At 50.0% G+C, this 24,090-nt stretch carries 19 protein-coding genes; 12 read left to right on the top strand and 7 right to left on the bottom strand.

The features are described 5' to 3' along the window. Nucleotides 1–323: 323 nt before the first annotated feature. Nucleotides 324–986 (bottom strand): M50 family metallopeptidase, encoded by a 663-nt coding sequence (locus PGL02S_RS24585; RefSeq protein ID WP_006207595.1) that lies wholly within the window; start codon nucleotides 984–986, stop codon nucleotides 324–326. 139 nt (nucleotides 987–1,125) lie between these two features. Between PGL02S_RS24585 and PGL02S_RS24580 the strand changes: the two genes are divergently transcribed. The 3 genes from PGL02S_RS24580 to PGL02S_RS24570 all read left to right on the top strand — a co-directional run bounded on the left by PGL02S_RS24580 (nucleotide 1,126) and on the right by PGL02S_RS24570 (nucleotide 6,718). After that, on the top strand, nucleotides 1,126–3,129 hold the full coding sequence (locus PGL02S_RS24580) for a TerB N-terminal domain-containing protein (RefSeq protein WP_036644290.1): 2,004 nt from the start codon (nucleotides 1,126–1,128) through the stop codon (nucleotides 3,127–3,129). A 62-nt stretch (nucleotides 3,130–3,191) separates the two neighbouring features. After that, nucleotides 3,192–4,529: an ATP-binding protein gene (locus PGL02S_RS24575; RefSeq protein WP_036644292.1), complete on the top strand. Its 1,338-nt coding sequence runs from the start codon at nucleotides 3,192–3,194 to the stop codon at nucleotides 4,527–4,529. Further along, nucleotides 4,526–6,718 (top strand): DEAD/DEAH box helicase, encoded by a 2,193-nt coding sequence (locus PGL02S_RS24570; protein ID WP_036644294.1) that lies wholly within the window; start codon nucleotides 4,526–4,528, stop codon nucleotides 6,716–6,718. The genes PGL02S_RS24575 and PGL02S_RS24570 overlap by 4 nt, the downstream gene beginning before the upstream one ends. Nucleotides 6,719–6,821: 103 nt before the next feature. Here the strand turns inward: PGL02S_RS24570 and PGL02S_RS24565 are convergent, their stop codons facing one another. Together PGL02S_RS24565 and PGL02S_RS24560 are read right to left on the bottom strand one after the other, a co-directional pair. Continuing rightward, nucleotides 6,822–7,508, bottom strand: a complete 687-nt coding sequence (locus PGL02S_RS24565) for a hypothetical protein (RefSeq protein ID WP_051449359.1) — start codon at nucleotides 7,506–7,508, stop codon at nucleotides 6,822–6,824. Between the two features lie 19 nt (nucleotides 7,509–7,527). Then, nucleotides 7,528–8,016 (bottom strand): DUF7689 domain-containing protein, encoded by a 489-nt coding sequence (locus PGL02S_RS24560; RefSeq protein WP_051449360.1) that lies wholly within the window; start codon nucleotides 8,014–8,016, stop codon nucleotides 7,528–7,530. 333 nt (nucleotides 8,017–8,349) lie between these two features. On the opposite strand from PGL02S_RS24560, the gene PGL02S_RS24555 reads away from it, so the two are divergent. The 5 genes from PGL02S_RS24555 (at nucleotide 8,350) to PGL02S_RS24535 (ending at nucleotide 14,604) form a co-directional block, all read left to right on the top strand. Next, nucleotides 8,350–9,369 (top strand): LacI family DNA-binding transcriptional regulator, encoded by a 1,020-nt coding sequence (locus PGL02S_RS24555; RefSeq protein ID WP_036644296.1) that lies wholly within the window; start codon nucleotides 8,350–8,352, stop codon nucleotides 9,367–9,369. Between the two features lie 135 nt (nucleotides 9,370–9,504). Next, entirely contained in the window at nucleotides 9,505–10,494 is a 990-nt protein-coding gene (locus PGL02S_RS24550) for an ABC transporter permease (RefSeq protein WP_173937125.1), read from the top strand. A 23-nt stretch (nucleotides 10,495–10,517) separates the two neighbouring features. Next, nucleotides 10,518–11,402 carry a carbohydrate ABC transporter permease gene (locus PGL02S_RS24545; RefSeq protein ID WP_006207602.1) on the top strand — a complete coding sequence of 295 codons (885 nt, stop codon included), beginning with the start codon at nucleotides 10,518–10,520 and terminating at the stop codon, nucleotides 11,400–11,402. Nucleotides 11,403–11,494: 92 nt separating this feature from the next. Then, nucleotides 11,495–13,141: a type 2 periplasmic-binding domain-containing protein gene (locus PGL02S_RS24540; RefSeq protein WP_036644299.1), complete on the top strand. Its 1,647-nt coding sequence runs from the start codon at nucleotides 11,495–11,497 to the stop codon at nucleotides 13,139–13,141. A gap of 116 nt (nucleotides 13,142–13,257) precedes the next feature. After that, the gene (locus tag PGL02S_RS24535; protein ID WP_036644301.1) at nucleotides 13,258–14,604 is read left to right on the top strand and encodes a glycoside hydrolase family 30 protein; all 1,347 of its coding nucleotides are present in this window, start codon (nucleotides 13,258–13,260) and stop codon (nucleotides 14,602–14,604) included. A gap of 130 nt (nucleotides 14,605–14,734) precedes the next feature. Here the strand turns inward: PGL02S_RS24535 and PGL02S_RS24530 are convergent, their stop codons facing one another. After that, nucleotides 14,735–15,094 carry a DUF4181 domain-containing protein gene (locus tag PGL02S_RS24530; protein WP_036644304.1) on the bottom strand — a complete coding sequence of 120 codons (360 nt, stop codon included), beginning with the start codon at nucleotides 15,092–15,094 and terminating at the stop codon, nucleotides 14,735–14,737. A gap of 13 nt (nucleotides 15,095–15,107) precedes the next feature. Then, complete coding sequence (locus PGL02S_RS24525) at nucleotides 15,108–16,031, bottom strand: ArsR/SmtB family transcription factor (protein ID WP_036644308.1); 924 nt, start codon at nucleotides 16,029–16,031, stop codon at nucleotides 15,108–15,110. A gap of 155 nt (nucleotides 16,032–16,186) precedes the next feature. On the opposite strand from PGL02S_RS24525, the gene PGL02S_RS28400 reads away from it, so the two are divergent. The 4 genes from PGL02S_RS28400 to PGL02S_RS24510 all read left to right on the top strand — a co-directional run bounded on the left by PGL02S_RS28400 (nucleotide 16,187) and on the right by PGL02S_RS24510 (nucleotide 21,624). After that, nucleotides 16,187–16,324, top strand: a complete 138-nt coding sequence (locus tag PGL02S_RS28400; protein WP_164481471.1) for a hypothetical protein — start codon at nucleotides 16,187–16,189, stop codon at nucleotides 16,322–16,324. Nucleotides 16,325–16,563: 239 nt separating this feature from the next. After that, nucleotides 16,564–16,935, top strand: a complete 372-nt coding sequence (locus PGL02S_RS24520; RefSeq protein ID WP_244892321.1) for a sigma factor-like helix-turn-helix DNA-binding protein — start codon at nucleotides 16,564–16,566, stop codon at nucleotides 16,933–16,935. Nucleotides 16,936–17,300: 365 nt separating this feature from the next. Further along, on the top strand, nucleotides 17,301–18,941 hold the full coding sequence (gene metG / locus PGL02S_RS24515; protein WP_036644312.1) for a methionine--tRNA ligase: 1,641 nt from the start codon (nucleotides 17,301–17,303) through the stop codon (nucleotides 18,939–18,941). Nucleotides 18,942–19,950: 1,009 nt separating this feature from the next. After that, nucleotides 19,951–21,624, top strand: a complete 1,674-nt coding sequence (locus tag PGL02S_RS24510; RefSeq protein ID WP_036644316.1) for a glycoside hydrolase family 13 protein — start codon at nucleotides 19,951–19,953, stop codon at nucleotides 21,622–21,624. A gap of 82 nt (nucleotides 21,625–21,706) precedes the next feature. On the opposite strand, the gene PGL02S_RS24505 is transcribed toward PGL02S_RS24510, so the two are convergent. After that, complete coding sequence (locus PGL02S_RS24505) at nucleotides 21,707–22,561, bottom strand: alpha/beta fold hydrolase (protein WP_036644318.1); 855 nt, start codon at nucleotides 22,559–22,561, stop codon at nucleotides 21,707–21,709. Nucleotides 22,562–22,781: 220 nt separating this feature from the next. Then, on the bottom strand, nucleotides 22,782–23,900 hold the full coding sequence (locus PGL02S_RS24500; RefSeq protein WP_036644321.1) for an ATP-binding protein: 1,119 nt from the start codon (nucleotides 23,898–23,900) through the stop codon (nucleotides 22,782–22,784). Nucleotides 23,901–24,090: the final 190 nt, after the last annotated feature.

Below are 24,090 nucleotides of genomic sequence, written 5' to 3'. Positions count from 1 at the left end.
GCCCTGCCTAAGGTAACGGTCTATTTTTCGACCTATCTTTCGTGGCCGACTGCTCTTTTTGCAGTTATTGTACTCTGGAGTCGTGTTCGCAGCACGACTCCTTACTTATTCTTACCTCAGTATAGCTCATTTTATAACGCTTTTATAGGTTTTATTTGTTTATTTTGATTTATACAATTTCCATGATGAGGGAGTTAATCCTCTTCCAAAGCGCAGTGAATTGTGACCCTTAGATCCATATGAGTAAAAAGTCGCTATAAAAAAAGCCAGTGCCATCCACATGTTGGATAACGCTGGCTTAATCTATATACCTTCCTTCACCCTCACCGCTTCTTCCAGAACAGCTGCAGCGCCACCTTTGCGCACCACAGGGAGAACAGCAGGAACAGCAGCGCCCAGACGAAGGCCGGGAGCACGGTCAAGTTAGCCAGGTTGGAGGCGTCGCCTGCTTGATTGGGCTGGGTCAACGCCATGGTCAAGAGGGTGAGCGGACCGACCACGGATTCTTCGAGTACGAGAAAGGCGAGCAGCAGGTAATAGAAATTGCGGATCTTCTCGCCGAGAAAATAAAAGATCAGATTCACGATCATAAAAATAATCAGCCACCATAATCCGTAGCCGGTGCGAACGAAGAAAATAATCATGATGAGGGCAAGCACGGTAATGGTGATCAGGCCGGCGGCCTGTTTTTTCTTGGCGTAGCCGTAGAACATCAGAATGGCGAACAGGGATGCGGACATATAGCCTGCAAGCGAGACGACAATCGGGCTCCACCCGCCTGAAGCCAGCATGGAATAGGTAACGCCGCTATGATCGGGGTTCAGCTCAATGCTAAGTACCCGCCCTGACATAATAAGGGTCATCACGGCATGCCCCAGCTCGTGGATCATCGTATCCAGGATACGGAACCAGGAGGAGAAGGGGATCAGTCTCGTCAGAAAAGCTGCGCCCACTAGAAACAAGAGTGCTTTTAGCCATTTATTCATTCGAAGGTCCTTTCAGCAGTAAAGTCATTCGCTAGACTATCATTCCGTCCATTATAATACAGATGAGAAACATGTGAAAATCGGGTAGACCCTTTCGGTTAAATGGTATAATTGAAGTTGTGACGGAGGTTCATGTTTGATGAAAAATGATAAGCCTAACAACGACAATCACATAAATTCAATAAGACATACTACGCACGTGAACGATCAGGGGATTCGTTTTGCCGAATTCGAACTGGCCGGTGATGAGCAGGATGTTTCGCTGCCGGACAAGCGCCCGGATACGCTGAATCAGGTGCAGGAAACAGTTGACCCTGCTGTCCCAACGAAGAAGCCCTTAATCGTGGAGCCGCAGCAGTCGCTGGATATGAACTGGGGCGAGGACTTCCGCTACGTGACCAAGGAGCAGCAATTCGTGCAGAAGGCAAGGGAGCTCGCATGGCATGTGGAGGGGGAGACCCCTTTTGTAGCCTTCAAAAGCTATTGGCCGACCTACGACCAAATGACCAGCGACCAGTTCAAATGGTATTTTTACTGGCGGGAGGAAGTCAGGTCCGGGCGATACCCGGATACGGACTTATCCTATTTATTTGTGTATTTTTATGAGCTGATCCATGGCGTAGGCTGGAGTGATCCCCTCCAAGGGTACGAATGGATGGAGCAGACGTGGACCGCATACCGCAAGCGCTATGCCAAGCTGGATACGTACCTGCGGGAGTGGTTATATGATTTTATGATCGTGCATGGCCTGGATATGCCGATCCGGGAGACGTACCAGCGCTTTCCGCGCGTTTTATCCGCTGAGCTGAAAGAGAAGGAATGGAAGCGCCGGTTCTCCCTCCAGCCGGTGGAGCTGACATGGGATCTGCTGCTGGAACTGCTGGATTATGACGTGGAGAAGAGCCGTTTTTACCAGGAGAATGGCCGCAAGGACTTGGAACGGTACGCCCCGAAGGTGATTGCGCTCGTGGACAGCTATTTAGCCAAAATGAAGGGTCAGCGCTTCATCGACCGCTTTCAGCCACGGCCCCGTCAGGTAAAGCGGCATTTATTCCGCAGCGCGGTGTACGATCACGGGTTATACGGGCGCACCGTCGTGCTGACGGTGGTGTCGTTAAGCGAGTACGCTCCTTTGCGTTCCTATATAACCGGGCTTGTCCGCTTGACCGAGAATAAGCTGCGAGAGCTGAGAGGCTTCAAGGGAAGGCTGCGCGGCGCGGATGTGGTTGAGCCCGAAGTGAAAGAGATCATCACCCGTTACTTGAAAAAAGAGATTCAGGAGCAGATGGAGGCCGAGCGCAAGCAGAGCCTGCCTGAGGTTCAGATCGACACAGGGAAGCTGCGCCGGTTACAGCGGGAATCGGACCAGGTCCGCGATATGCTGCTTACGGAGGAAGCTGGACAGCGCGCTGAAGTGATCCAGCGCGAGCTGACGCGAGCGCCAAGAGTACCTTTGGACGATGCAGGCTCTATTACAAAAGATAGCCCTAAGACCGAAACGCCTTCCAGGAGCCGATCCGCCACCAGATCCGCGCCTAAGAAACCGGACGTGTTCCAGGCCGTGATGGATTTTGATGCAGATCCTTATGAGCTCGACTCCATCGAGATGCGGGAACAATCGGATGATGCAGATGACATCGCTAGTTCCGTAAATACGCTAGAAGTGAAGCAACCAGAAGCAAAGTCCCAATTAGGAGCAGCTGAAGGCTGCTATATGGAGTCGTCAGGGAGCGCTGATGATAGCTTGATGCAATCCATGGGTTCACGAGAAGAGCATTCTTCTGAAGCTGGAGTTATCCATGGTCTGGACCCGCACCCCGTAGAGAATGACGTGCACACCGGAATGCCTACAGGGATGCTTGCAGTAGAAGAGCAGTCGTGGCAATGGGAGGTCGAGGATGAGGAATGGCAGGAGCTCGCAGAGCGTCTGAGTGCCATCCACCTGGAAGTTCTCCATGCCCTCAAGGATGGTCCGAACCGCCCGGGGCTGCAGCGGATTGCGGAGAAAGCCGGCTCCATGCCGGCGCTATTGCTCGATGAGATCAATGATGCCGCAATGGATACCATCGGGGACCTACTGATTGATGGGGAATCGATTGCGGATGATTATATAGAGATGCTGGAAACGTTGAAGTCCGTGTAAACGAACGGATTGAAACCCATTGGAATTGTTAGGTTTGTAAGCTGCTTGAGAGAGGTGGAACCATGACTGAATTGAAAATCCCCAAACGGCTCACAACGGCCCTCGTAAACTCTTTAACGGCAGGGGTTGTGCCACGGGTGGGGCTGGAGTTTATTGCTGTTGGACGGAAGCCGGAGGTGGAGTCTATCCTGCTCGATATGGATAATATCGCCGAGGGCGGGGCTGCCTTCCGCCTGATTACGGGCCGCTACGGAAGCGGCAAAAGCTTCCTGCTGCAGATTATCCGCAACTACGCGATGGATCGCGATTTTGTAGTGGCGGATGCGGATCTGTCGCCGGAGAGGCGGCTGGTGGGTACGAAGGGGCAGGGGCTTGCCACGTACCGGGAGCTGATGACCCATCTGTCCACGAGAACCAGGCCGGACGGCGGTGCGCTGGAAGCTATTTTGCAGAAATGGATCGCCGCGATCCAGCAGGATATCATGCAGGAGACGGGCATGCGCCCGGATGACCCTGCGCTGAACGAAAGCGTGGAGCTGCAGATTTATACGGTGACTAACGGCATGCAGAACCTGGTGCATGGGTTTGATTTTGCGAAGGTGCTGGCTGCTTACTGGAACGGCTATAAACTGGGCGACGATGACCGCAAGGGGGCAGCGCTGCGCTGGCTCCGCGGAGAAGTGCCAACGAAGACAGAAGCACGCAAGGACCTCGGCGTGGGGGTCATTATCGATGACGACAATTGGTATGACTACATGAAGCTGTGGTCCGAATTTACGGCGGCCATCGGTTATAAGGGACTGCTGTTGTTTATTGATGAAGGGGTTAACCTCTACAAAATTACCAATAGTGTATCCCGCCAGAGCAACTACGAGAAACTGCTGACCATGTTCAACGACACCATGCAGGGCAAGGCGGAGCATTTGGGCATCTATATGGGCGGAACGCCGCAGTTTGTCGAGGATGAGCGCCGGGGGCTGTTCAGTTATGATGCGCTGCGCTCCCGCCTGATCGACGGGCGCTACGGCGGCGGTTCGCTGAAAACCTACACCTCGCCCATCCTGAAGCTGGACATGCTGTCGTACGAGGAAATTCTCATTCTGCTGCAAAAGCTGCGGGATATTCACGCCCTCCACTTCAAGTATGAGCCGCAGCTGACGGATGAGCAATTGATCGCCTTCATGCAGATCGCCGTGAACCGGCTGGGGGCTGAGGAGCTGCTTACCACCCGCGAGGTGGTGCGGGACTTCATGGATCTGCTGCATACGCTGCATCAGCATCCGGAGGCCGTCTTCGAGGAGCTCCTGGGAGAACGCGCCGCGGCGCAGCCGCAAGGCAAGGGGAATAATGAAGCGGCTGCGGACGATTTGGACGATCTGCTGGCGGAGTTTGAGCTATGAGTGCGAACCCTTTTACCAGGCTGGCCCCGTTCATTCAGGAATTTATCTATAAAAAGAGATGGGACACGCTCCGCGAAGCGCAGGTGGAAGCCTGCCGCGTCCTGTTCGATACGCCGAACCATCTGCTGATCGCTTCCGGTACCGCATCGGGCAAGACCGAGGCCGCGTTCTTCCCGGCGCTGACGGAGCTGTACAATGAGCCTTCCAGTTCGGTAGGCATTCTGTATATCGGGCCGCTGAAGGCACTGATTAACGACCAGTTTGAACGCATCACCGACTTGTTGAAGGAGGGTCAGGTGCCGGTGTGGCATTGGCATGGCGATGTGTCCCAAGCCGAGAAAACCAAGCTGATGCAGAAACCTTGCGGCGTGCTGCAGATTACGCCGGAATCGCTGGAGGGGCTGCTTATGAACCGGCCGAATGCCATTCCGGCGTTGTTCCAGGATTTGCGGTACGTAATTATTGATGAGGTGCACGCCTTCATGGGGGCCGATCGGGGCATTCAGGTGCTGAGTCAGCTGACCCGGATCGAGCGGATGGCTTCCTGCTCGCCTCGCCGCATCGGGCTGTCGGCAACGCTTAGCGATTATGAGACCGCAGCCAGCTGGCTGGGCGCAGGCACGAAGAATGCGGTCGAGGTCGTTTCGCCGCAAGGAGGACGCAAGCTGCGGCTGTCGGTCGAGCATTTCTCCTTCCCCGATGCACGGGACGAGAAGCAGGCGGAGCAGCTCGCGCTTGCCCGCAAAGCCTACTACGATTTTGTATACGACAGCACCCATCTGAAAAAAGCGCTGGTCTTTACCAACAGCCGCTCGGATGCCGAGCTGACTACGCTTGAGCTGCGGCGGATTGCGGCCAAGCGCGAGCAGCGGGATGTCTTCCATGTGCACCATGGAAGCATCTCGGCCATGCTGCGCGAGGAAGCCGAGGCCGCGCTCCGCGAAGGTTCGGGGCCAGCGGTTGCCGCGGCCACCCTGACGCTCGAGCTCGGCATTGATCTCGGCGAGCTCGAGCGGGTCATCCAACTGGGCGCGCCGTACAGCTGCTCCAGCTTCGTTCAGCGGCTCGGCCGCTCCGGCCGGCGCGGGGATCAAGCCTCCGAGATGATGTTCCTCTGTCCGGAGGATGAGGACGAGGAGGCCATGCTGCCTGCACGCATGCCATGGATGCTGCTTCGGGCCATTGCCGTCATTGAGCTGTATATTCGCGAGAAGTGGGTCGAACCGCTGGCCTTGCGGAAGAAACCGGTGGGCGTGCTCTACCATCAGACGATGAGCACGCTTAAGAGCATGGGGGAGGCCGAGCCGCCGGATCTGGCGCGAGCGGTGCTGACGCTCCCGGCCTTCCGCGGCATCGAGCCGGAGGAGTACAAGGAGTTCTTGCAGTATTTGCTCCAGACGGACCATATCCAGCGTACGGAAGAAGGCAGTCTCATCATCGGTCTTGGCGGAGAGAAAATCGTCAACAACTACCGCTTCTATGCGGTGTTTAAAGACGATGAAGAGCATGTCGTCTATAACGGGTCGGAAGAAATCGGATCGATTACGACGGTACCTCCGCCCGGCTATTGCTTCTCGCTGGCAGGTATGCTGTGGAAGGTGGAGGAAGTCGATACGAAGCATAAGGCACTGTACGTAAAATCGGCCAAGGGCAAGGTCGATACGTTGTGGCTTGGCGCAGGCGGCGATGTGCATACCCGCGTGGTGCAGAAGATGCGGGAGGTGCTGGCGGACAGCACCATCTATCCGTACCTGGCACCGGGTGCGGTAAACCGCCTGGAGCGGGCTCGCCGGCTTGCCCGGGAGAGCGGACTGCTGAAGCAGGTGGTCATTCCGGCGGGGGGCGATTCCCTGTTCATTCTGCCTTGGGCAGGGAGCAAGCAGTTCCGGACACTGGAGCGATTGCTGAAGCATAATCTGTCGGAGCGGCTGGCCCTTCGCTCCATCGTGCCGATGGAGCCGTATTACATGGTTGTCGCGGGCAAGGTGGATAACGTGACGCTGATGGAGGAAATCCGCAAGGAGCTGACGGATTGCGAGGATGCCGGGGCGCTTCTGGGCCCGGATGAGGCGCCGTATCTCGGCAAATATGACGAGTTTGTTCCGCCGAAGCTTGTCCGCACCGCTTTTGCCGCCGACGGACTGGATCTGGAGGGACTGGCTGAGGCGCTGGGGATGGCAATGTTCTGAAAGGCTTGCGTGACAGACGTAATGATTTAGCATGAATTTGTTTTATACTAAATACAGCCATGAATAGGGGAGCCCCGTGTTCATGGCTGTATTATTTTTTGTTTTATTTCGATAGGACGTATGCCTTTAAGTCTTCAAATTTTGTTTCGTTGTCCTTAATCCATACTGCTTCATCCCCTGGCTGAGATGATTGAATTGTATTTTCTTCTCCTAAAATGAGTGGTATTGCAGGGAATAACTCGTTATTGCCTTCTTTAACTTTCTCTATTATGAATGGAATGGCAGGTATGCCAAGAGTCTCTAATGACTTGATTTTCTCATCAACTGAGAGGTTTGAATTAGCGATATGATTAACTTCTTGTGGAGTTTGCTGAAGCTGCTTTTTCCACTGTTGTGAAAATGCATTACCAGTATCCCAGAATGTCTTTGAGTTTTTCTTAAGATCCACTTTAGCTATCTTTTCAGCAGCAATAGCTAAAATGTAATCCATAAGACCACTGCCTTCGCTCTCATCAATATTCTGTTCAATATAAGGCAATGCCCTGTACCCTAAATCAACAATGTTCTCAACTTCTTTGATGTTATTCACGTAATCGTAAGGGTTGCTGCTCGCTGCTAAGGTAGAATGATTTTGTATTTCCAGTTCTATCTGTTTTTGAATTTTAATAATGGAGTTCGTCATTTTTTCCTCTACTGACGCTTGAGCGACTAAATTATATACTGAAGTGGTAGCAAAACCAATGATGAACATGATCGATAATAATATTAACACTTTTTTTGATTTAAACATATTTCTTCACCTCGGAATTTTATTTATATATTCTGAGAGCACTTCCGTAAGAAGAACTACTGTATGGATCCCAGCCTAGGGATTGTAATCTTTCCAATTGTCCCCACTTGGCGTTGGAGTAATTATTATCTGCTGGCTTAGCGACATGTGTTATGTTATTTGTGGAGGTGCCATATGCAATAATTTTAGTACCGCTAGATCCTTGCGAATAGCTATAAGCAAGATAACCATCTTGATTCATGTATAAATCCATCTGTGAAAGTGTAGGGTTACTAGTTCCCCATGGCCAAAGCCATATATCTGTATATCCTTTAACGTAAGCTAAACAATTGTATGATCCCGTAGCAGCTGCAAGATAGCTATAATTATCTGCTGTTTTTACAATTGCATCATAGGTGCTTTTTGGATAATAAAATCTACTATCATATCCTGCAAATGCTGCTAAACTCCCTGTAAATAGAGCACTAACAGCTAATGCACCTATAATTATTTTTTTTTTGATTCCCATAAAAACGCCTCCTTTTTCCGTAAAAAGTACTTATTACATATATAAGAACGCTGCCAGCAGAGGATTAGTTATACTGATTTACTATATTTTTCAAAAAAATATACACAGACGTCAAAGTTTTAGCTTTGTATTCCCCCCTTTTACACTTGGATTCCAATTAATCCAAATGCCAATATTCACATAAACATTTAAGCTCAAGGGATTTTTTTCGATAAACTATATGGCTCTAAGTAAAAATCTCTGCAGTCGTCGAAAAAAAGCATTGTGTTCACCTCATATGTATGGTAACTTATGTACATAAAAACGTTTTTATCGCAAAGGAAGAATAGTTATATGGGTAAGGTAACGATTAAGGATGTGGCAAGAGAAGCCGGAGTTTCCATTTCTACGGTTTCCAATGCTTTGAATGATGTAGATGTATTGAACCCGGAGACCAAATCACATGTGCTGAAGGTGGCGGAGCGACTAAACTATGTACCGAACCTGAACGGGAAGCTGTTGAAGTCGGGAAAGACCAATATGCTGGGCTTCTTTACAACAAGCGTGTCAGGGCCTTACTTCTACACACTGGTTGAGTCGATGTCACGTGAATGTGACCGTCTGGGTTATGGATTGAACGTGTTTGTTACGAAGGATAAGCAGGTCATTATGAGCAATATTATGGGCGGCCGAGTGGATGGCGTTATTATCTTTGAAGAGCTGAAGATCGACGATAAAGACATCGCCGCCATGGAGAAAGACAAGATTAAGGCTGTATTCCTGGACCGTGAGGTTCAGAACGAGACGATGGGCAGCATCATATTCGACTCTTACGTAGCCGGTTATGAGGCAACCAAATACCTGATCAGCCTGGGTCATAAGAAAATTGCGTATATTTCCGGCGTGGATACGATGTTTGACAGCGTTCAGCGCAAAGAGGGATATTTGGCTGCACTGCGAGAGTGCCAGTTCCCGATCGATGGCGACTACATACTGCAAGGTTATTTTGAGGAGGAAGGCTCCTATTCTGCTGTAAAATCGCTTCTTCATCTCCATCCCGGCAAAGTGCCGGATGCTTTCCTTGCCGGTAACGATGTGAGTGCCATTGGCTGCATCAAGGCCCTGAAGTCCCTTGGTTACGAGGTTCCGCAGGATATCAGCGTTGTGGGCTTCGATGATATCGATATCGCGCAGTATTTCACCCCGCCTCTCTCGACTGTACGCAATCAGATTGCCAGACAAGGCATTCTGGTCGTGGATCATCTGGTTCGCATGATTCAGAAGAAAGAGAAGGGCAGGATTCAGAAACTGCCGGGGGAGCTGGTCGTTCGCGGCTCCAGTCACGTGAAGATGAATCGGAACGAATCGGTTTAAGTGAAGAAACGGAATTTTTTGTATCTGTTTTTTTAAAATGATCATCATATCATGGTGATTTTTTCGCCAAAAATAAAAACGTTTTTATTGAGGCTGATTATTATATCGATTTTATGATCAAAGGAGGCTAAGCAGGTGAGCAAAACAGCTGCAGTTCAGTCAACTGGCACGGGTACGGTTCAGCCAACCGGGAAGAAGCCGATGGGGCAGAGAATCAAGGAATTCTTCATTGATTTCAGGCGGCAATGGGAGCTTCAGTCGATGATTATTCCGGGCGTTATTTTTATGTTTATTTTTTGCTACATTCCGATTTACGGTTTGACCATTGCTTTTAAAAATTACACCGTGATCGATACACTGGATTCTGCTCCATGGGTTGGCTTCGATAATTTCAAAATTATTTTATCTGATAAGTATTTTTGGGATTCCGTGGTCAATACGCTGGGCATCAGCTTCCTGAAGCTGGCGATCGGTTTTGTCATCCCGATCATTCTGGCCATTATGATTTACGAGGTGGGCATGGGGCGGTTCAAGAAATTCGTCCAAACGGTCTCCTATCTGCCTCACTTCTTGTCCTGGATCGTATTGGGCGGCATGCTCATTACCTGGTTCTCGACATCTGGCCTATTCAACGAAATTTTGCTGAGTCTCGGGTTAATCTCGCAGCCGCAAAATATTCTGCTCGACCCGAGCAAGTATTGGTGGATCGCAACGTTATCGGATATATGGAAGGAAGCCGGGTGGGGAACGATTCTGTACTTGGCGATCATGGCCAAGATTGATCCTACCTATTACGAGGCTGCCAAAATTGATGGGGCGAGTCGGCTGAGACAAATCTGGAACATCACCCTGCCGAACATGAAGATGATTATTAGCTTGAATTTGATCCTTACTGTAAGCGGTTTATTGGGATCGAATCTGGATCAAACCCTGGTGCTCATGAATTCGCAGAACCGGGAAAAGGCCGAAGTCATTAACTCGTACGTATACCGGATGGGTATGACGCAAGGCGATTTCTCTTATGCCACCGCCGTTGGTTTGGGTGTATCCATCATATCTGTCATTCTGCTCGTTACGGCTAATAAGGTGACCAGTAAATTGAATGATAATCAATCCGTTCTATAGGTCATGCAGAAGGAGGTAATACGGTGAATTTGAAAGCAGCAAAAGGGGATCTCGACAGCAAGATCTTTGATACGATCAATATCATTCTACTGGTTACGTTTACCATCATCATTGTCGTTCCGCTGTGGAACGTGGTTGTTTCATCCTTCAGCTCGGGCAGGTCGCTGGCCGAGGGCGGGTTCATCTTCTGGCCTACGGAATTCTCGCTTGAGAATTATCAGGCCGTGTTCCGGGATGCCAACATATGGAATGCCTTTTTCATCTCGGTTGCCAAAACCGTAATCGGGGTCATCACGCACGTGTTCTTCTGTGCCATGGTGGGTTATGGCTTGAGCAAAAAATACGTCCGCGGCCGTAAATTCTATGTGTCGATGGGTGTCGTCACCATGTTTTTCTCGGGCGGCATGATTCCGACGTACCTGTTGATGAAGGACTTGGGGCTGCTAAACAGCTTTTGGGTTTATATCATTCCCGCTCTGTTGAGTTTTTACGATGTTATTATTCTGATGAACTTCTTCCGCAACGTACCGGATTCGCTGGAGGAATCGGCGAAGATCGACGGCGGGGGCGACTGGAGAATTTTCCTGAGCATCTTCATTCCTCTCTCCATGCCAGCTATGGCGACTATTGCCTTGTTTAACGGGGTCGGTCAGTGGAATGATTTCATGACCACCAAGTTGTACATCACGGATCAATCGCTGTATCCGTTACAGATGATGCTGTATGAGATAATTGTGCAGTCCCAGACCCAATCGATGCAAAATATCGGTTCGGTTGCGATTCAGACGACCACCAAAGGGGTCCAACTAGCAACCATTGTCGTGACAACGCTGCCAATTGTTGTGATGTATCCAATATTACAGAGATATTTTATCTCCGGCATGATGCTGGGGGCAGTTAAAGAGTAGAGCTGCTGCTCTTAGGGGAGTGGAACAGAAGCATACCTGTACAGGTTAGGGCCTAATAAGAAAGCGCTTTTATTTAAAGGGAGGGTTACAGGATGTTGAAGAACAAAGCTTTTGGCAAGAAGGGACTTACGCTGATCACCGCATTGATGGCTGTTGTATTGGTTGTAAGCGGATGCGGCGGATCTGGCGGCAATTCCGGCTCCAAGAAGGAAAACTGGGTTTCGATCGAGGACCGCTATACACCGGACGCAGAGACCCCTGCTTGGCAGCTGGATAAAAAAGAGGAGGCAACCGAGCTTACTTGGTACGTGAATGCAGACTGGTGGAACACGGATTTTGGCAAGGACGTTGTAACTAAAAAAATCAAGGAAGATCTGAACATCAACATCAAATTCATTACGGGTGACGACACCAAATTGAATACGTTTTTTGCAGGCGGAGAAATGCCGGATCTGATCACAACGTTTGACTCCAACTCCCCGGTTGTGCAAAAGGCGGCCACATGGGCGCTGCCGTTAAACGATCTTGCCGAGAAATATGATCCTTATTTCAATACAGTAGCAGCACAGGATACGATCAACTGGTTCCAGTTGAAGGACGGCAAAACGTACGGATATCCGAACTATTCCAATACGCAGGAAGATTATGACAGCGGTAACATTCCTGCCAAAACGGCATTTATTATCCGCAAGGACGTATATGAGGCTATAGGGAAGCCGGCTATGGGAACGCCGGAAGAATTCCGGGCCGCTCTCGCGGACATCAAGAAGCAGTTCCCAGCTCTGATTCCACTGGGCTTTAACTCCATCGGTGAAGGTACCGGCTCGCTTGGAGACGTCCTGCAGGATTTCATCGGCGTGCCGCTGGAAGACGAGAACGGCGGTTTCTATAACCGTAACCTGGATGAAGACTATCTGACTTGGGTGAAGGCATTCAATACCGTATATCGTGACGGAGCGATCAGCGATGACAGCTTTGCCGATGACGGAACAGCTTTTGAAGAGAAGGTCAAAGCAGGCAAATACGCAACGATGATGCTGGACGGCACGCCGCAGCAGGGCGGTAACCTGCAGAGCTTCTACAGCAACAACAAAGGCAGTGAGTACATCGCGATTGACGGACCGCAAAGCACGGTCGGACATGCGCCGACCCTGAACCAATCCGGTATCACCGGCTGGATGATCAGCTTTATTACGAAAGAGAATGCAGATCCTGCCAAATCCATTCAGCTCTTCACGTACCTGCTAAGCGAAGAAGGACAAATGCTGATGAACTATGGGATTGAAGGCGAGACCTACCAGGTGAATGCAGATGGAAAGGTAGAGTTCCTTCCTGAGGTGAAGGATCTTCAGATGAACAATCCGGATACGTTCAAGAAGGACTACCGTATGGGCGAATTCATGTTCTTCGGTCATGACCGCCACAAAGCGCTGAGCGGGGATGCATTCCCGGATGCCATCAAGCAGATGCAGGAATGGGGCAAAGGGAAGCTGGTACCGCACTTTATTTTGGAGAATATCAACCCGGACCAGGGAACACCGGAAGCACGCTCCCTGACAGCCATCAATACGAAATGGAACTCAACTCTCGTCAGTATGATCCGTTCGAAGGATGATGCAGCATTCGATAGCCTTTTGAACGAATACAAAAAGTTTCTGGACGATAACCACTGGGATAAAATCACCGAAGTCCGCAACGAGAAGATGAAAGCGAACAAAGAAAAGCTGGGGCTGAAATAAGTAAATCTCTTGCCGGGAGAGCTCCTTTCTTGATAGGAAGGGGCTTTCTCTATGTCAGCGGTTCAGAGTAAAGCCATGGGATAGGAAATATAAACAGAACACTGGAGGGAAACAACATGTCGAACATCACAATCTACCAGTCAAACGGTGAAGAGCAATTATTCGTTAAGAGAACCAAGGAGCAGCTGGCGCCCGTATCCCCGGAGGCACAGCAGCATACAATTGTTATCGATGAGGAGCAGACGTTTCAGGAGATGGATGGCTTTGGAGCGTCCTTTACGGATTCCGCTGCGTATCTGATTCATCAAGTGCTGGAGACTGAGCAGCGTTCGGAGCTCATGACACAATTGTTCGATCCGAGCGAAGGGATCGGTCTGTCGGTACTGAGGCAACCGATGGGCGCGTCTGATTACGCTCGGGATTTCTATAGTTATAATGATCTGCCGGAAGGTCAATCCGATGAGGAGCTGAAGCAGTTCTCCATCGCACACGATGAGGATGATATGATTCCACTCCTGCAGGAAGCGCTGCGATTGAATCCGGATGTGAAGCTGATGGGCTCGCCCTGGAGTCCCCCAGGCTGGATGAAGACGAGCGGCTCGATGATTGGCGGAGAGCTGAAGCCGGAATATTATTCGGTGTATGCTGATTATTTTGTGCGCTATATTCAGGGATATGCTTCACACGGTCTCCCGATTTATGCCGTTACCCCGCAAAATGAGGCACTGTATTCACCCGGGCATTATCCGGGCATGATCATGCTGCCTGAAGCGCAAAGCGAATTCATCAAGAATCACTTGAAGCCGAAATTCGTGGAGAACCGGATCGATACAAAAATCCTCTGTTATGATCATAACTGGGATAAGCCGGATTACCCGATGACGGTATTCGAGCAAGCGGAAGATGCAGTGGATGGTGTTGCCTGGCACTGGTATGGCGGCAAGCCGTCGGCCCAATCGGACGTATTCGAAGCTTTCCCCGGCAAAGAGGTGCATTTTACGGAAGGGTCGGGCGGTGAGTGGATTCCGCCGTTTGAGCAGGCCTTCTCCAATGTGATGCGGACGGGTATTGAGATTCTGCGCAATCATAGTAAGTCCTATGTGCTGTGGAATATGGCCTTGGATGAGAAGAATGGTCCTACCGTGCCTGGCTTTGGCAAAAGCACCTGCCGCGGCATCGTGACCGTTAATCAGCAGACGAAGGAGCTAACGTATACGCTGGACTATTATGCGCTGGCACATTTCAGCAAATGTGTCCGTCCGAAAGCGCTGCGTGTTGCTTCCACCAGCAATGATCTGATCCGCTCTGTTGCCTTCAAGAATACGGATGGTTCAATCGCAGCCGTATTGTTCAACGACAGCGAGGCACCGGAGAGCGTGGCGATCCAGCTGCGCGGGGAAGAGGCATTGCAGCTGGAGATGCCGGCCAAGAGCGCTCTGACTGTCATGCTGGCGAACAGCTAGTGAACGATAGAGTCGAGATTAGCGGTCGGCTCCATATTCGTACGGAACTATAAAAACAGCCGCCGGGATGTCCTCGGCAGCCTGGAGCCTGGAACCTTGTGTTCCAGGCTTTTTTGTGATGAGCATGAACTTATTTTAACAAAAAGAAAAATACAGAAAAAAGAAGCAGGGTGCCTAATAGGATCAGCGTGGCTTTATGCTGGTTCGTATTGCGGAGGTACTTCCATTCCATATACGCGCGAAGGGCCAGAGCAATAATCAGGGAGACGAGAAACATCCGCTGAATAGCTGCCGCCGTGATTATGTCCAAGAAGCTGATGATTGCAATTACGATAATCACGATGAAGAAGATCATGCTTCCACGGAAATAATATGAGGCTCCGGCGGTATCGTACATTTTTTTGAACTTGCTTTCTTCTTTGTCAACGATAATGAAGTTCAATAACGTTTGCATGACGCCGAGGACCGCACCTACAAAGATGATAAACACCCATTATTCCTCCTCACCGATCATTGTGGCCTGTAAGTCCGAATACATAAGACTCCAGTAAACCCTTCAGTTGATTGAATGACTCGGGTCTTGCGCTGTATTTATATTTTTCGTTTGGCATTTTGAAATGCATTCGCAAGAGCCCCGCGGTTTTGAGCAGGGACAGGTGATAGTGGAGATTGCTCTTGGAAAGCTTGGTCTTCTGCTGTAATTCGGTAAATGTGACCGGTCCATTAGCCAAAATGTGCAGCAGCGTCAGCCTCTTCTCGTCAGCCAATCCCTTGGTCATGCGCAGCAGCTGATTGGTTGGTGTATCCTCGTCAACCTGCTCATCGTCTACGGCATAGCTAACGATGAGTTGATTGCTCACAAAGTCCAGCCGGTTCAGCGGCTTGATGTGATAGGTGGGGATGAGAAGCAGGCCGTTGTATTCGTCTGAGGAATCCAGCACAATGCCGCTCGTTGCTTCATCAATCAGATCGATGTATGAAAGTTGTGGCTTCAATTGTTCCATACGTGCGGCGGAGCGCCCCAGTAATTCATGAATCTCAGGCGGGATGGTATAGGCCTGTTGCCACTCTAACATGACCTCATGGCTAAGATCACGGAACGTTTTAAGCCCCATGGGTATTCCATCCTCAAGATAAGGCGCCAAGAGCTCATACAACTGACCTTCGCCTAAGCTTTTGAACCAGCTGAGAAACCGCTCGACGTTGTCTTTTTCCGGGCTGTCGACAATGATCAGATGCAGATAAGCAATGGTTTCGTACAGGTTCATCTCTTCCAGCTTCTTCTTAAAAGATGCAGGCAGCTTCTTCTCAATTTCCTTCCTCCATTTATTGCCGAGATCGTGCAGTTGATTTTTATTGTCTGTATATGCGAACAAGCTGGTTACCAGCTCGTGAACAGGCGAATAGTCAATTCTGATTAAGGTCATGGTCATTCTCCTTCAAGGGCTCATCTATCCGTTTTTATGATACCACAACCTGGGAAAAATAAATATTGAACTTATTATTAGTTCGTATATAATTGAACTAAATTATTTAGTTCAAAAAAATATGAACTTATGAGCCGGGGAAAGGAGAGAGGTGGATGAACAATTGGTTTGTTGTTGAATACCTCATACGGCAGCAGCAGATGGAGCGGGATCAGGAGGCTGGAGTGGCTTGGAAATACAGGCAAGTCCGAAGCTTGATCTCGATAACCCGACATGGGGTGCTTTATTCCTGACACTGCGGTCCACTTTCGAGTCCACTCGGACACAGGTTCCGTTAATGTGCCAGAATCGAGGATTAATCATCGAAAATCCTGAAATAACGGATCTCTTGTCCTCATATTGTTACAAACCAGCAGAAAACAGCAAAATAGCGGAACCACGGTCCTCAAAGACCGGCCAATCAACTCCTGAACTACGCCATGTAAGGCCATTTCGACCGATCAGTAAGCGGGCCTGAGTTCAACCTTAAGGGGTGATAAGGAAGAATGGATCGACCTATGACGAAATGGAGCTGATATCGATGGACTTTCTTTCTAGGGATCGTTTAAGCGAATGCACCATGCAGACACCTCTGGAATTGGCTATTGGTAGCGAGGATCCAGGCGATGCTCTGCTGTCCGCTGTGCTTGCATTGCCTGAAACCTTGAGACAGCCGATGTATTTGTATTACTATGAGAAATTCAACACCTTGGAAATTGCGGAAGTCCTTCAGATTGAGCCTGTCAATGTACGGAATCGCATGAGCAGAGCCCGCAAGAAATTGAATATCATGCTGGGCAAGAAAGTGGGGGCGCTGCGGGACGGCAGAACGAGAGTAAGAAAGGCTTCGCCTCCTTCCTCTTGACTTCTTGAGTTAGGATCGTGTATTATTTCCAATAACTTGAATAAGTCGAGCAAAAGCAATGAAGAGAAAGAGTACCTTGGCGACGTCTTTGAACAGAGAGCCCCGGCTGGTGAAAAGGGGTAAGGAAAGAACCTTGGGAATATGGTCTCTGAGCTGTGCACCGAAACCCGTAAGCGGGTTGTAGGCTGTGCCGGAACCCGCATCCGTTAACGTGCTAGGGTATACCCGCGATGATTCGCGCCGTACCCGAAGAGGTGAATGCCGCGAGGCATGAATGAAATTGGGTGGTACCACGTGAGCGACAAGCTCTCGTCCCTTTGGGATGAGGGCTTTTTTTGTTGTCCACTAAAAGGAGGATGAACGATATGACAAACATTTTTATTGGCGGTGCCTGGCCTTATGCCAACGGTTCCTTACATTTGGGCCGGCTCGCAAGCTTACTGCCCGGCGACGTGTTAGCGCGTTATTTCCGCGCGAAGGGAGAGCAGGTGTTGTATGTGTCCGGCAGCGATTGCCATGGTACGCCGGTGGCAGTGCAGGCGATTCAAGAGGGGGTAACGCCTCGGGATATTGCGGATCGGTATCATGGAGAGTTTGCGAAATGCTTCGAACAGCTGGGATTTTCCTACGATTTGTATACGCGAACCGATCAGGAATTTCATCATGGCGTGGTTCAGGAGCTGTTTCTGAAGCTGCTGGATAACGGCCATCTGTATCGGAAAACGATCCAGCAGACGTATTGCGAGACCGATCGGCGGTTTCTGCCGGACCGTTATGTGGAAGGAGACTGTCCGGTATGCGGCAGCAGGGCTCGCGGTGACCAGTGCGACGTCTGTTCAACCCTGCTGGATCCGTCGGATCTGAGTAACCGAGCCTGCAAAATCTGCGGCAACCCGCCAGTAGAACGGCCAACCGAGCATTATTATGTTTCGTTGTCGCATTTTCAAGCAGAGCTCACCGATGACCTGAATAACGCCAAGGGCTGGCGGGAGAATGCGATCCAGCTGACGCGAAGATATCTGGAGGAAGGGCTTGTGGACCGGGCGGCGACGAGGGATCTCACTTGGGGAGTGGATGTACCCGTCCCTGGCTTCGAGGATAAGAAAATCTATGTATGGATTGAGGCGGTGAGCGGCTATCTATCCGCCAGCAAGCAGTGGGCCGCGGAAACGGGCGGCGACTGGGAGTCCTTTTGGCTTAAAGAGAGGGAGGATATAACAGCTTATTATGTTCATGGGAAAGACAATATCCCGTTTCACACATTGATCTGGCCAGCGCTGCTTAAGGGTGCCGGAGGACTGCATGTACCGGATCGGATCATTTCCTGTGAGTACATGACGCTGGAAGGGAGGAAGTTCTCGACCAGTCGGAACTGGGCGATCTGGGTACCGGATTTGCTGAGTCGCTATCAGCCGGATTCGATTCGCTACTTCCTCATTGCGAACGGTCCCGAGAAGCGGGATACCGATTTTTCCTGGCGGGAGTTCATTCATAGCCATAATGGGGAGCTGCTCGGGGCTTTTGGGAATCTCGTGAATCGAACTTTGGTGTTTGTGAACAAATCGTTTGACGGGAAGGTACCCGAAGGGCGCATAACAGAAGAGTGGCAGAGACGCATGGAGTCATTGTACCGGGAGGCCGGAACGCTCATCGAAGAGGGGCGATTGAAGGAGGCGCTGGAATTCATTTTTAGTGTGGTACGTCGTGCGAACAAATATTTTGATGAGCGCAAGCCATGGATTCAGGTCAAGGAGGATCGCGAAGCCTGCGGGGATACCCTCTTCACCTGTGTTCAGATCATCGCTAACCTTACGAATCTGCTGCAGCCGTTTATCCCGTTCTCCTGTGATAAAATTAGAAGCTTTCTCTCGCTGAAGCCAGCAGCGTGGAACTGGTGCGATGTTCCGGCTGGCGAGCTCCTCCATCACGTGGAGCTATTGTTTGAGCGTATCGATACAAGCCGGATTGAGGAGGAGACCCGCAGGCTGGAGGGCTTGTCCTTCTGAGGAGGGCGGAAGAGTTCCGCCTCCTTAAACCTTGAAGGAAGGTTGAGGCAGATTGGGTTGGGAGGACGGGGTGCTGAATCCGTTGAGTGTGTGCTTTGTACGACGAGTCCTAGGGATTAAGTGCTTAGTATGATGACTTTAGGGATTTTGTGTTCCGTGCGATGACTTGGGGGATTTATGTACTTTGTAACTTTGTAGGATGACCCTTGGGGGTTTGTACTCTGTACGATGACCTTAGGATTTATGTACTCTGCAATGACCCTAGCGGTTGGATGTGCTCTGTACGATCGCCCTAAGAGTTAATGTGCCCTTTATGAGGACCTTAGGGTTTATGTGCTCTGTATGACTTAGGGTGTATGTGCTCTGTACAATGGCCTTATGGGTTATGTACTTTCTACGAGACCCTAGGTGTTAATGTATCTTGCGCCAAGACCTTGGGGAAAAACAGGGCTTCATCAAGGGAGCACGGGTACCATTTACGATCAAGTATGGATTGACCGTTTTTAGAGGACCGTGGTTCCGCTATTTTGTTGTTTTTTGCTAATTTGTAATGATACGAGGACAAGAGATCCGTTATTTCACAATTTTCGGGGTATTTATCCGTGATTTGAGCGAATAACGGAACCTGAGTCCGAGTGGACACGAAAATAGAGTGGTTTTTAGCGAATAACGGAACCTGTGTCCGATTGGACTCGCAAATAGAGTGGTTTTAAGCAAATAACGGAACCTGAGTCCAAATGAACACGAAATAGCCTTGTTAACTTAACCTCAATCATCCACTGATTCAGCAGGCGAAGCGGTCCTAGCCTGAACAGCTACATACGATAATTAGTTGTTTTCCAGGAAATTCTCACGAATTTCTAATTACAGAGTTTCTACACCATAGATGGAACCTTATATGGGGACTTGACGGGGAACGCAGACAATGGATAATGATGAAGGATGTATTTTTAGAGTCCATATAGAGCAAAACGATAACAAACAAGGACAACATACGAGGAGTGCACGAATGACAGAGAGAATTTGGTGGAAAGAGGCCGTAGCGTATCAGATCTACCCTCGAAGTTTTATGGACAGCAATGGCGATGGCATCGGAGATTTGCAAGGTATTATATCGAAGCTGGATTACTTGAAGGAGCTCGGCATCGATGTCATCTGGATTTGCCCGATATACAAATCGCCGAACGACGATAACGGATACGACATTTCCGATTATCAGGACATCATGGAAGAGTTTGGAACAATTCAGGATTTTGATCAGCTGCTCCAAGAGGTTCATAATCGGGGCATGAAACTGATCATGGACCTGGTGATCAACCATACCTCCGATGAGCATCCATGGTTTATCGAATCGCGTTCGAGCAAGAGCAATCCCAAGCGTGATTATTATATATGGACGGATGCCAAGAACGGCGAGGAGCCGAACAACTGGGAGAGCATCTTCGGTGGTTCCGTGTGGGAATATGATGAACCGACGGAACAGTACTACATGCACATTTTCTCCCGCAAACAGCCGGACCTGAATTGGGAAAATCCGAACGTGCGCCGAGAACTGTACGATATGATCAACTGGTGGCTGGATAAAGGTATCGATGGCTTCCGGATTGATGCGATCTCCCACATCAAGAAGGTACCGGGATTCCCCGATATGCCAAATAAATACAAGCTGAGATATGTGCCTTCCATGGACGGACATATGAACCGGGAAGGCATTCATATGTTCCTGAACGAGCTGAAGCAAGAAACGTTTGATCGGTATGACATTATGACGGTGGGCGAAGCGAACGGCGTCAGCGTTCAGGATGCGGATCTGTGGGTAGGAGAGTCCAGCGGCAAATTTAACATGATTTTTCAATTTGAGCACATGGGACTTTGGAGCAAGAGTGTTACCGGGGGCGTAGACATTTATGCGCTTAAGAAAACCCTGACCCGCTGGCAAAAGGGCCTTGAAGGCGTAGGCTGGAACGCTCTCTTCATGGAGAATCATGACCAGCCGCGGTCGGTATCTACATGGGGCAATGACGGTGCGTATTGGGATGCATCCGCCAAGTCGCTGGCTACGATGTATTTCTTCATGCAGGGGACTCCGTTTATCTATCAAGGCCAGGAAATCGGAATGACAAACGTGCAGTTTGAATCCATTGAGGACTACAATGATGTGGCAATCAAGAATCTGTACCGCATCGAATCCGAGAACGGCAAGAGTCATGACGAGATCATGAGGATCATCTGGAAGAATGGACGGGATAATTCCCGAACACCGATGCAGTGGAATGACGGGGAGCAGGCAGGATTCACGAGCGGCACCCCGTGGCTGAAGGTAAATCCGAATTACAAGGAGATCCATGTCGAGAAGGCACGGAAAGATCCGAATTCCATCTATCATTACTATAAAAAAATGATTGAAATTCGCAAGGCTTATCCTGCATTGGTATACGGCTCCTATGAGCTTCTGTTGAAGAATCATAAGCGGATCTATGCGTACACCCGAACGCTGGAAGACGAGCAATTGCTGATCATCACGAACCTGACGGCAGATGAAACGGTATTCCATCTGTCAAAGGATATCAAGTACCGTGAATTCGAGCTGTTGATTTCCAACATGGAGGTCGGCAAGGAGAAGAGCGTCCGCACGCTGCCGCTGAAGCCGTATGAAGCGAGGGTTTATCGGTTGAAACACTAGTACTACAGAAGAGGAGCCCCAGCGGGAATGCTGCGGGCTCCTCTTAGTTCATCCATTGGTATACGTTAGTTACTTCACCGGATTAGCTGTCTGTTTCATGAATCCAAGCCGTCAATATGGCCTCAAAAAGCTCAGGCTCCTCGAACATCATATTATGGCCGCTTTTTTCAAAAATGACCTTCTTCACGTTCTCTTGCGATCCGTCGACAGTATCCCATAGCGATACGGGGCCGACCAGGTAGTCGTAACGCCCAAGACCGAGGAATACCGGCTTGGTGAAGCCTTTCAGTGATTCGATCAGATTGAGCTGCGCGAAAGCCTCTCCCCATAAATGATCCATAACGGGCATGTTCGTGAAAACTCCATCCCACATCGATGCCGCATCAAAGGCATAGTTATAGAAGCTGTGGGCTCCCATCCGGATGCACATATGAACAAAGCGCCGCTCGGGCTCCCTCTGAATATCACCTTCCAGCAGGGCCATATCACCTTCAAACTGCCGCTTCCGGGCAGGACTTGCCGTTTCGTTGAAGCCATCCAAACTCTGCTGCTGTCGTTCCAGGCTGTTGGTCGGCGCAGCATTCAGCAGAATGACCTTCCGGACAGACTCCGGATATTGGGCGGCATACTCCAAGGCCATGAAGGCGTGCCCCGAATGCCCTAATATGATAAAATCCTCCAGTCCCAGCGTTTGTCTTGCCGTTTCGATATCATCCAGAACCTGATCCAGTGTATAGTCTTCCGGTTCCAGTGCTCGAGGGGGCTTCACAAATCCTCTGTGATCCAGGAAAATCAATTGAAATTGGGTATAGAGCAACTCCGAAAATAAGCGGGGATAGTAAATGCTGCTTCCCACCACCAATATGGGCATGCCCCTTCCATGAATGGAAACATTCAAAGCAAATCCGTCGCTCATGATCGTACGCTGTGTGTGCATGTGTATCGTCCTCTTTTCTTATTTTGTTTAATCGCAACATCCCCTTTCCTGTTCGGATTCCATTACATTCTCCATAGAACGTTCCAACATTCTATATCACCTCGATTAGCGTTCGTTCAAGTCAGTATATCACAGGCGCGTAAAGCCGGTTTGCGGGAGCTTACTACATTACTACAGACTGGGAAAAAAGGGGGTGCGAAACCGATCTCCTGCGTTTCTTTTATTCAGCAATGTCACCGATCGTCAGGGTAAGCTCAGGATAATCCGCGTCAATCGCCTTCTTCCGCTCCATGATGTGGTTCATTTCAAAGGCGGAGCCGAATAATTCGGGCTCGGGTTTGAAAGTCACACTGGTGCCAGTGTCTTGAGTCAAACCAACTGTCAAAGGTCCGGTTTGCGGAATGCCGTGGCGGTACTCTTGACGATACACCTTGCCGTCGCGACGAATCTCTACGGCCAGACGCTGAGAGAGGGCATTGACCACGGCGATACTGATGCCTTTTTCCGCGCCAGGGACGAGGAAGTGTGCGCTTGAATTCAAGCGGTGGACATCGGTCAGAATCGATTGGACGGCAGGAATGCTGGAATTCGGAAGGGCCTGCACGGGAATGCCTCTGCCGTTATCGGTCACCGTTACGCTGCCATCCCCATGCAGGAAGATGCCAATCTGATTGCCGTACCCGTTCGTATGCTCCAATATCGAATTCTCCACCACCGCCCAGAGCAGCTGATGAATATCGAAATTCTGCGAGGTTCCGAAATACATCCCCGCATGATTGCGGGTTTCCGTCATTTCCAGATAATCGCTCGTATCAAGAAGATCGCCCGCCGCAGACAGCAGCAGCAGGAACGGCAGGCTCCGGTGCTTGGGCAGAGCGTAGCGTCCACCGTGCTCTTGCACGAGTAAATCCGCGCCGAGAAGCGCCTTGAGGTGATGATACAGCTGGCCGGTCGTCCCCATGTTCAAGCGTTCCACCAGCTCGGAGCCGGTCAAAGGCTCTGTCATGACGGCCTTTAAAATATCGAGGCGCTGCTTATTGCCCAGGGCTGCGAGGATTTTGGCTGCCTTCTCGGTGTTCATGTCCAGCAATTGCTCCATTCGGCGTTCCTGGGGCTCCCACCGGAGTCCATCGCCGTTCAGGTGCACCTGTCCGGAGTAAAAGACGGAGCCGGGTACATGGGTCGAGTCATGTATGTTGGGTGCTGAAGTGATTTCTTGGGGCTGCTGGTTTAATGCGGAAGCTGGTTTTCGTTCCACCAGAGCTTGGTATACAAGCTGCTGCAGCTCCGCCATTTGTTTCTGTAAGACATCCATTTCATGGAGCAGGTCGCGTGTCATAGGAGTCATCAACCTCACTTATCGTAAAATTATGTTATTACGTAATTATTATATTACGTAATAACATAAATGTAAATCCACTTTAAGGAAATTTTCATTCGTTTGAGTGAAAGGAAAGATCATTCGGGGTTTTGGGAAGGGCAAATGCTTCTGCTGGGGGGAACTGTAACCAGCGGTAAAGGCTGGATAG

It is taken from the genome of Paenibacillus glucanolyticus NBRC 15330, assembly GCF_004000885.1.
Classification (GTDB): Bacteria; Bacillota; Bacilli; order Paenibacillales; family Paenibacillaceae; genus Paenibacillus_AQ; species Paenibacillus_AQ glucanolyticus.
The sequence above is the reverse complement of the archived record's forward strand: the minus strand, read 5'-3'. Positions and strand labels throughout refer to the sequence as shown.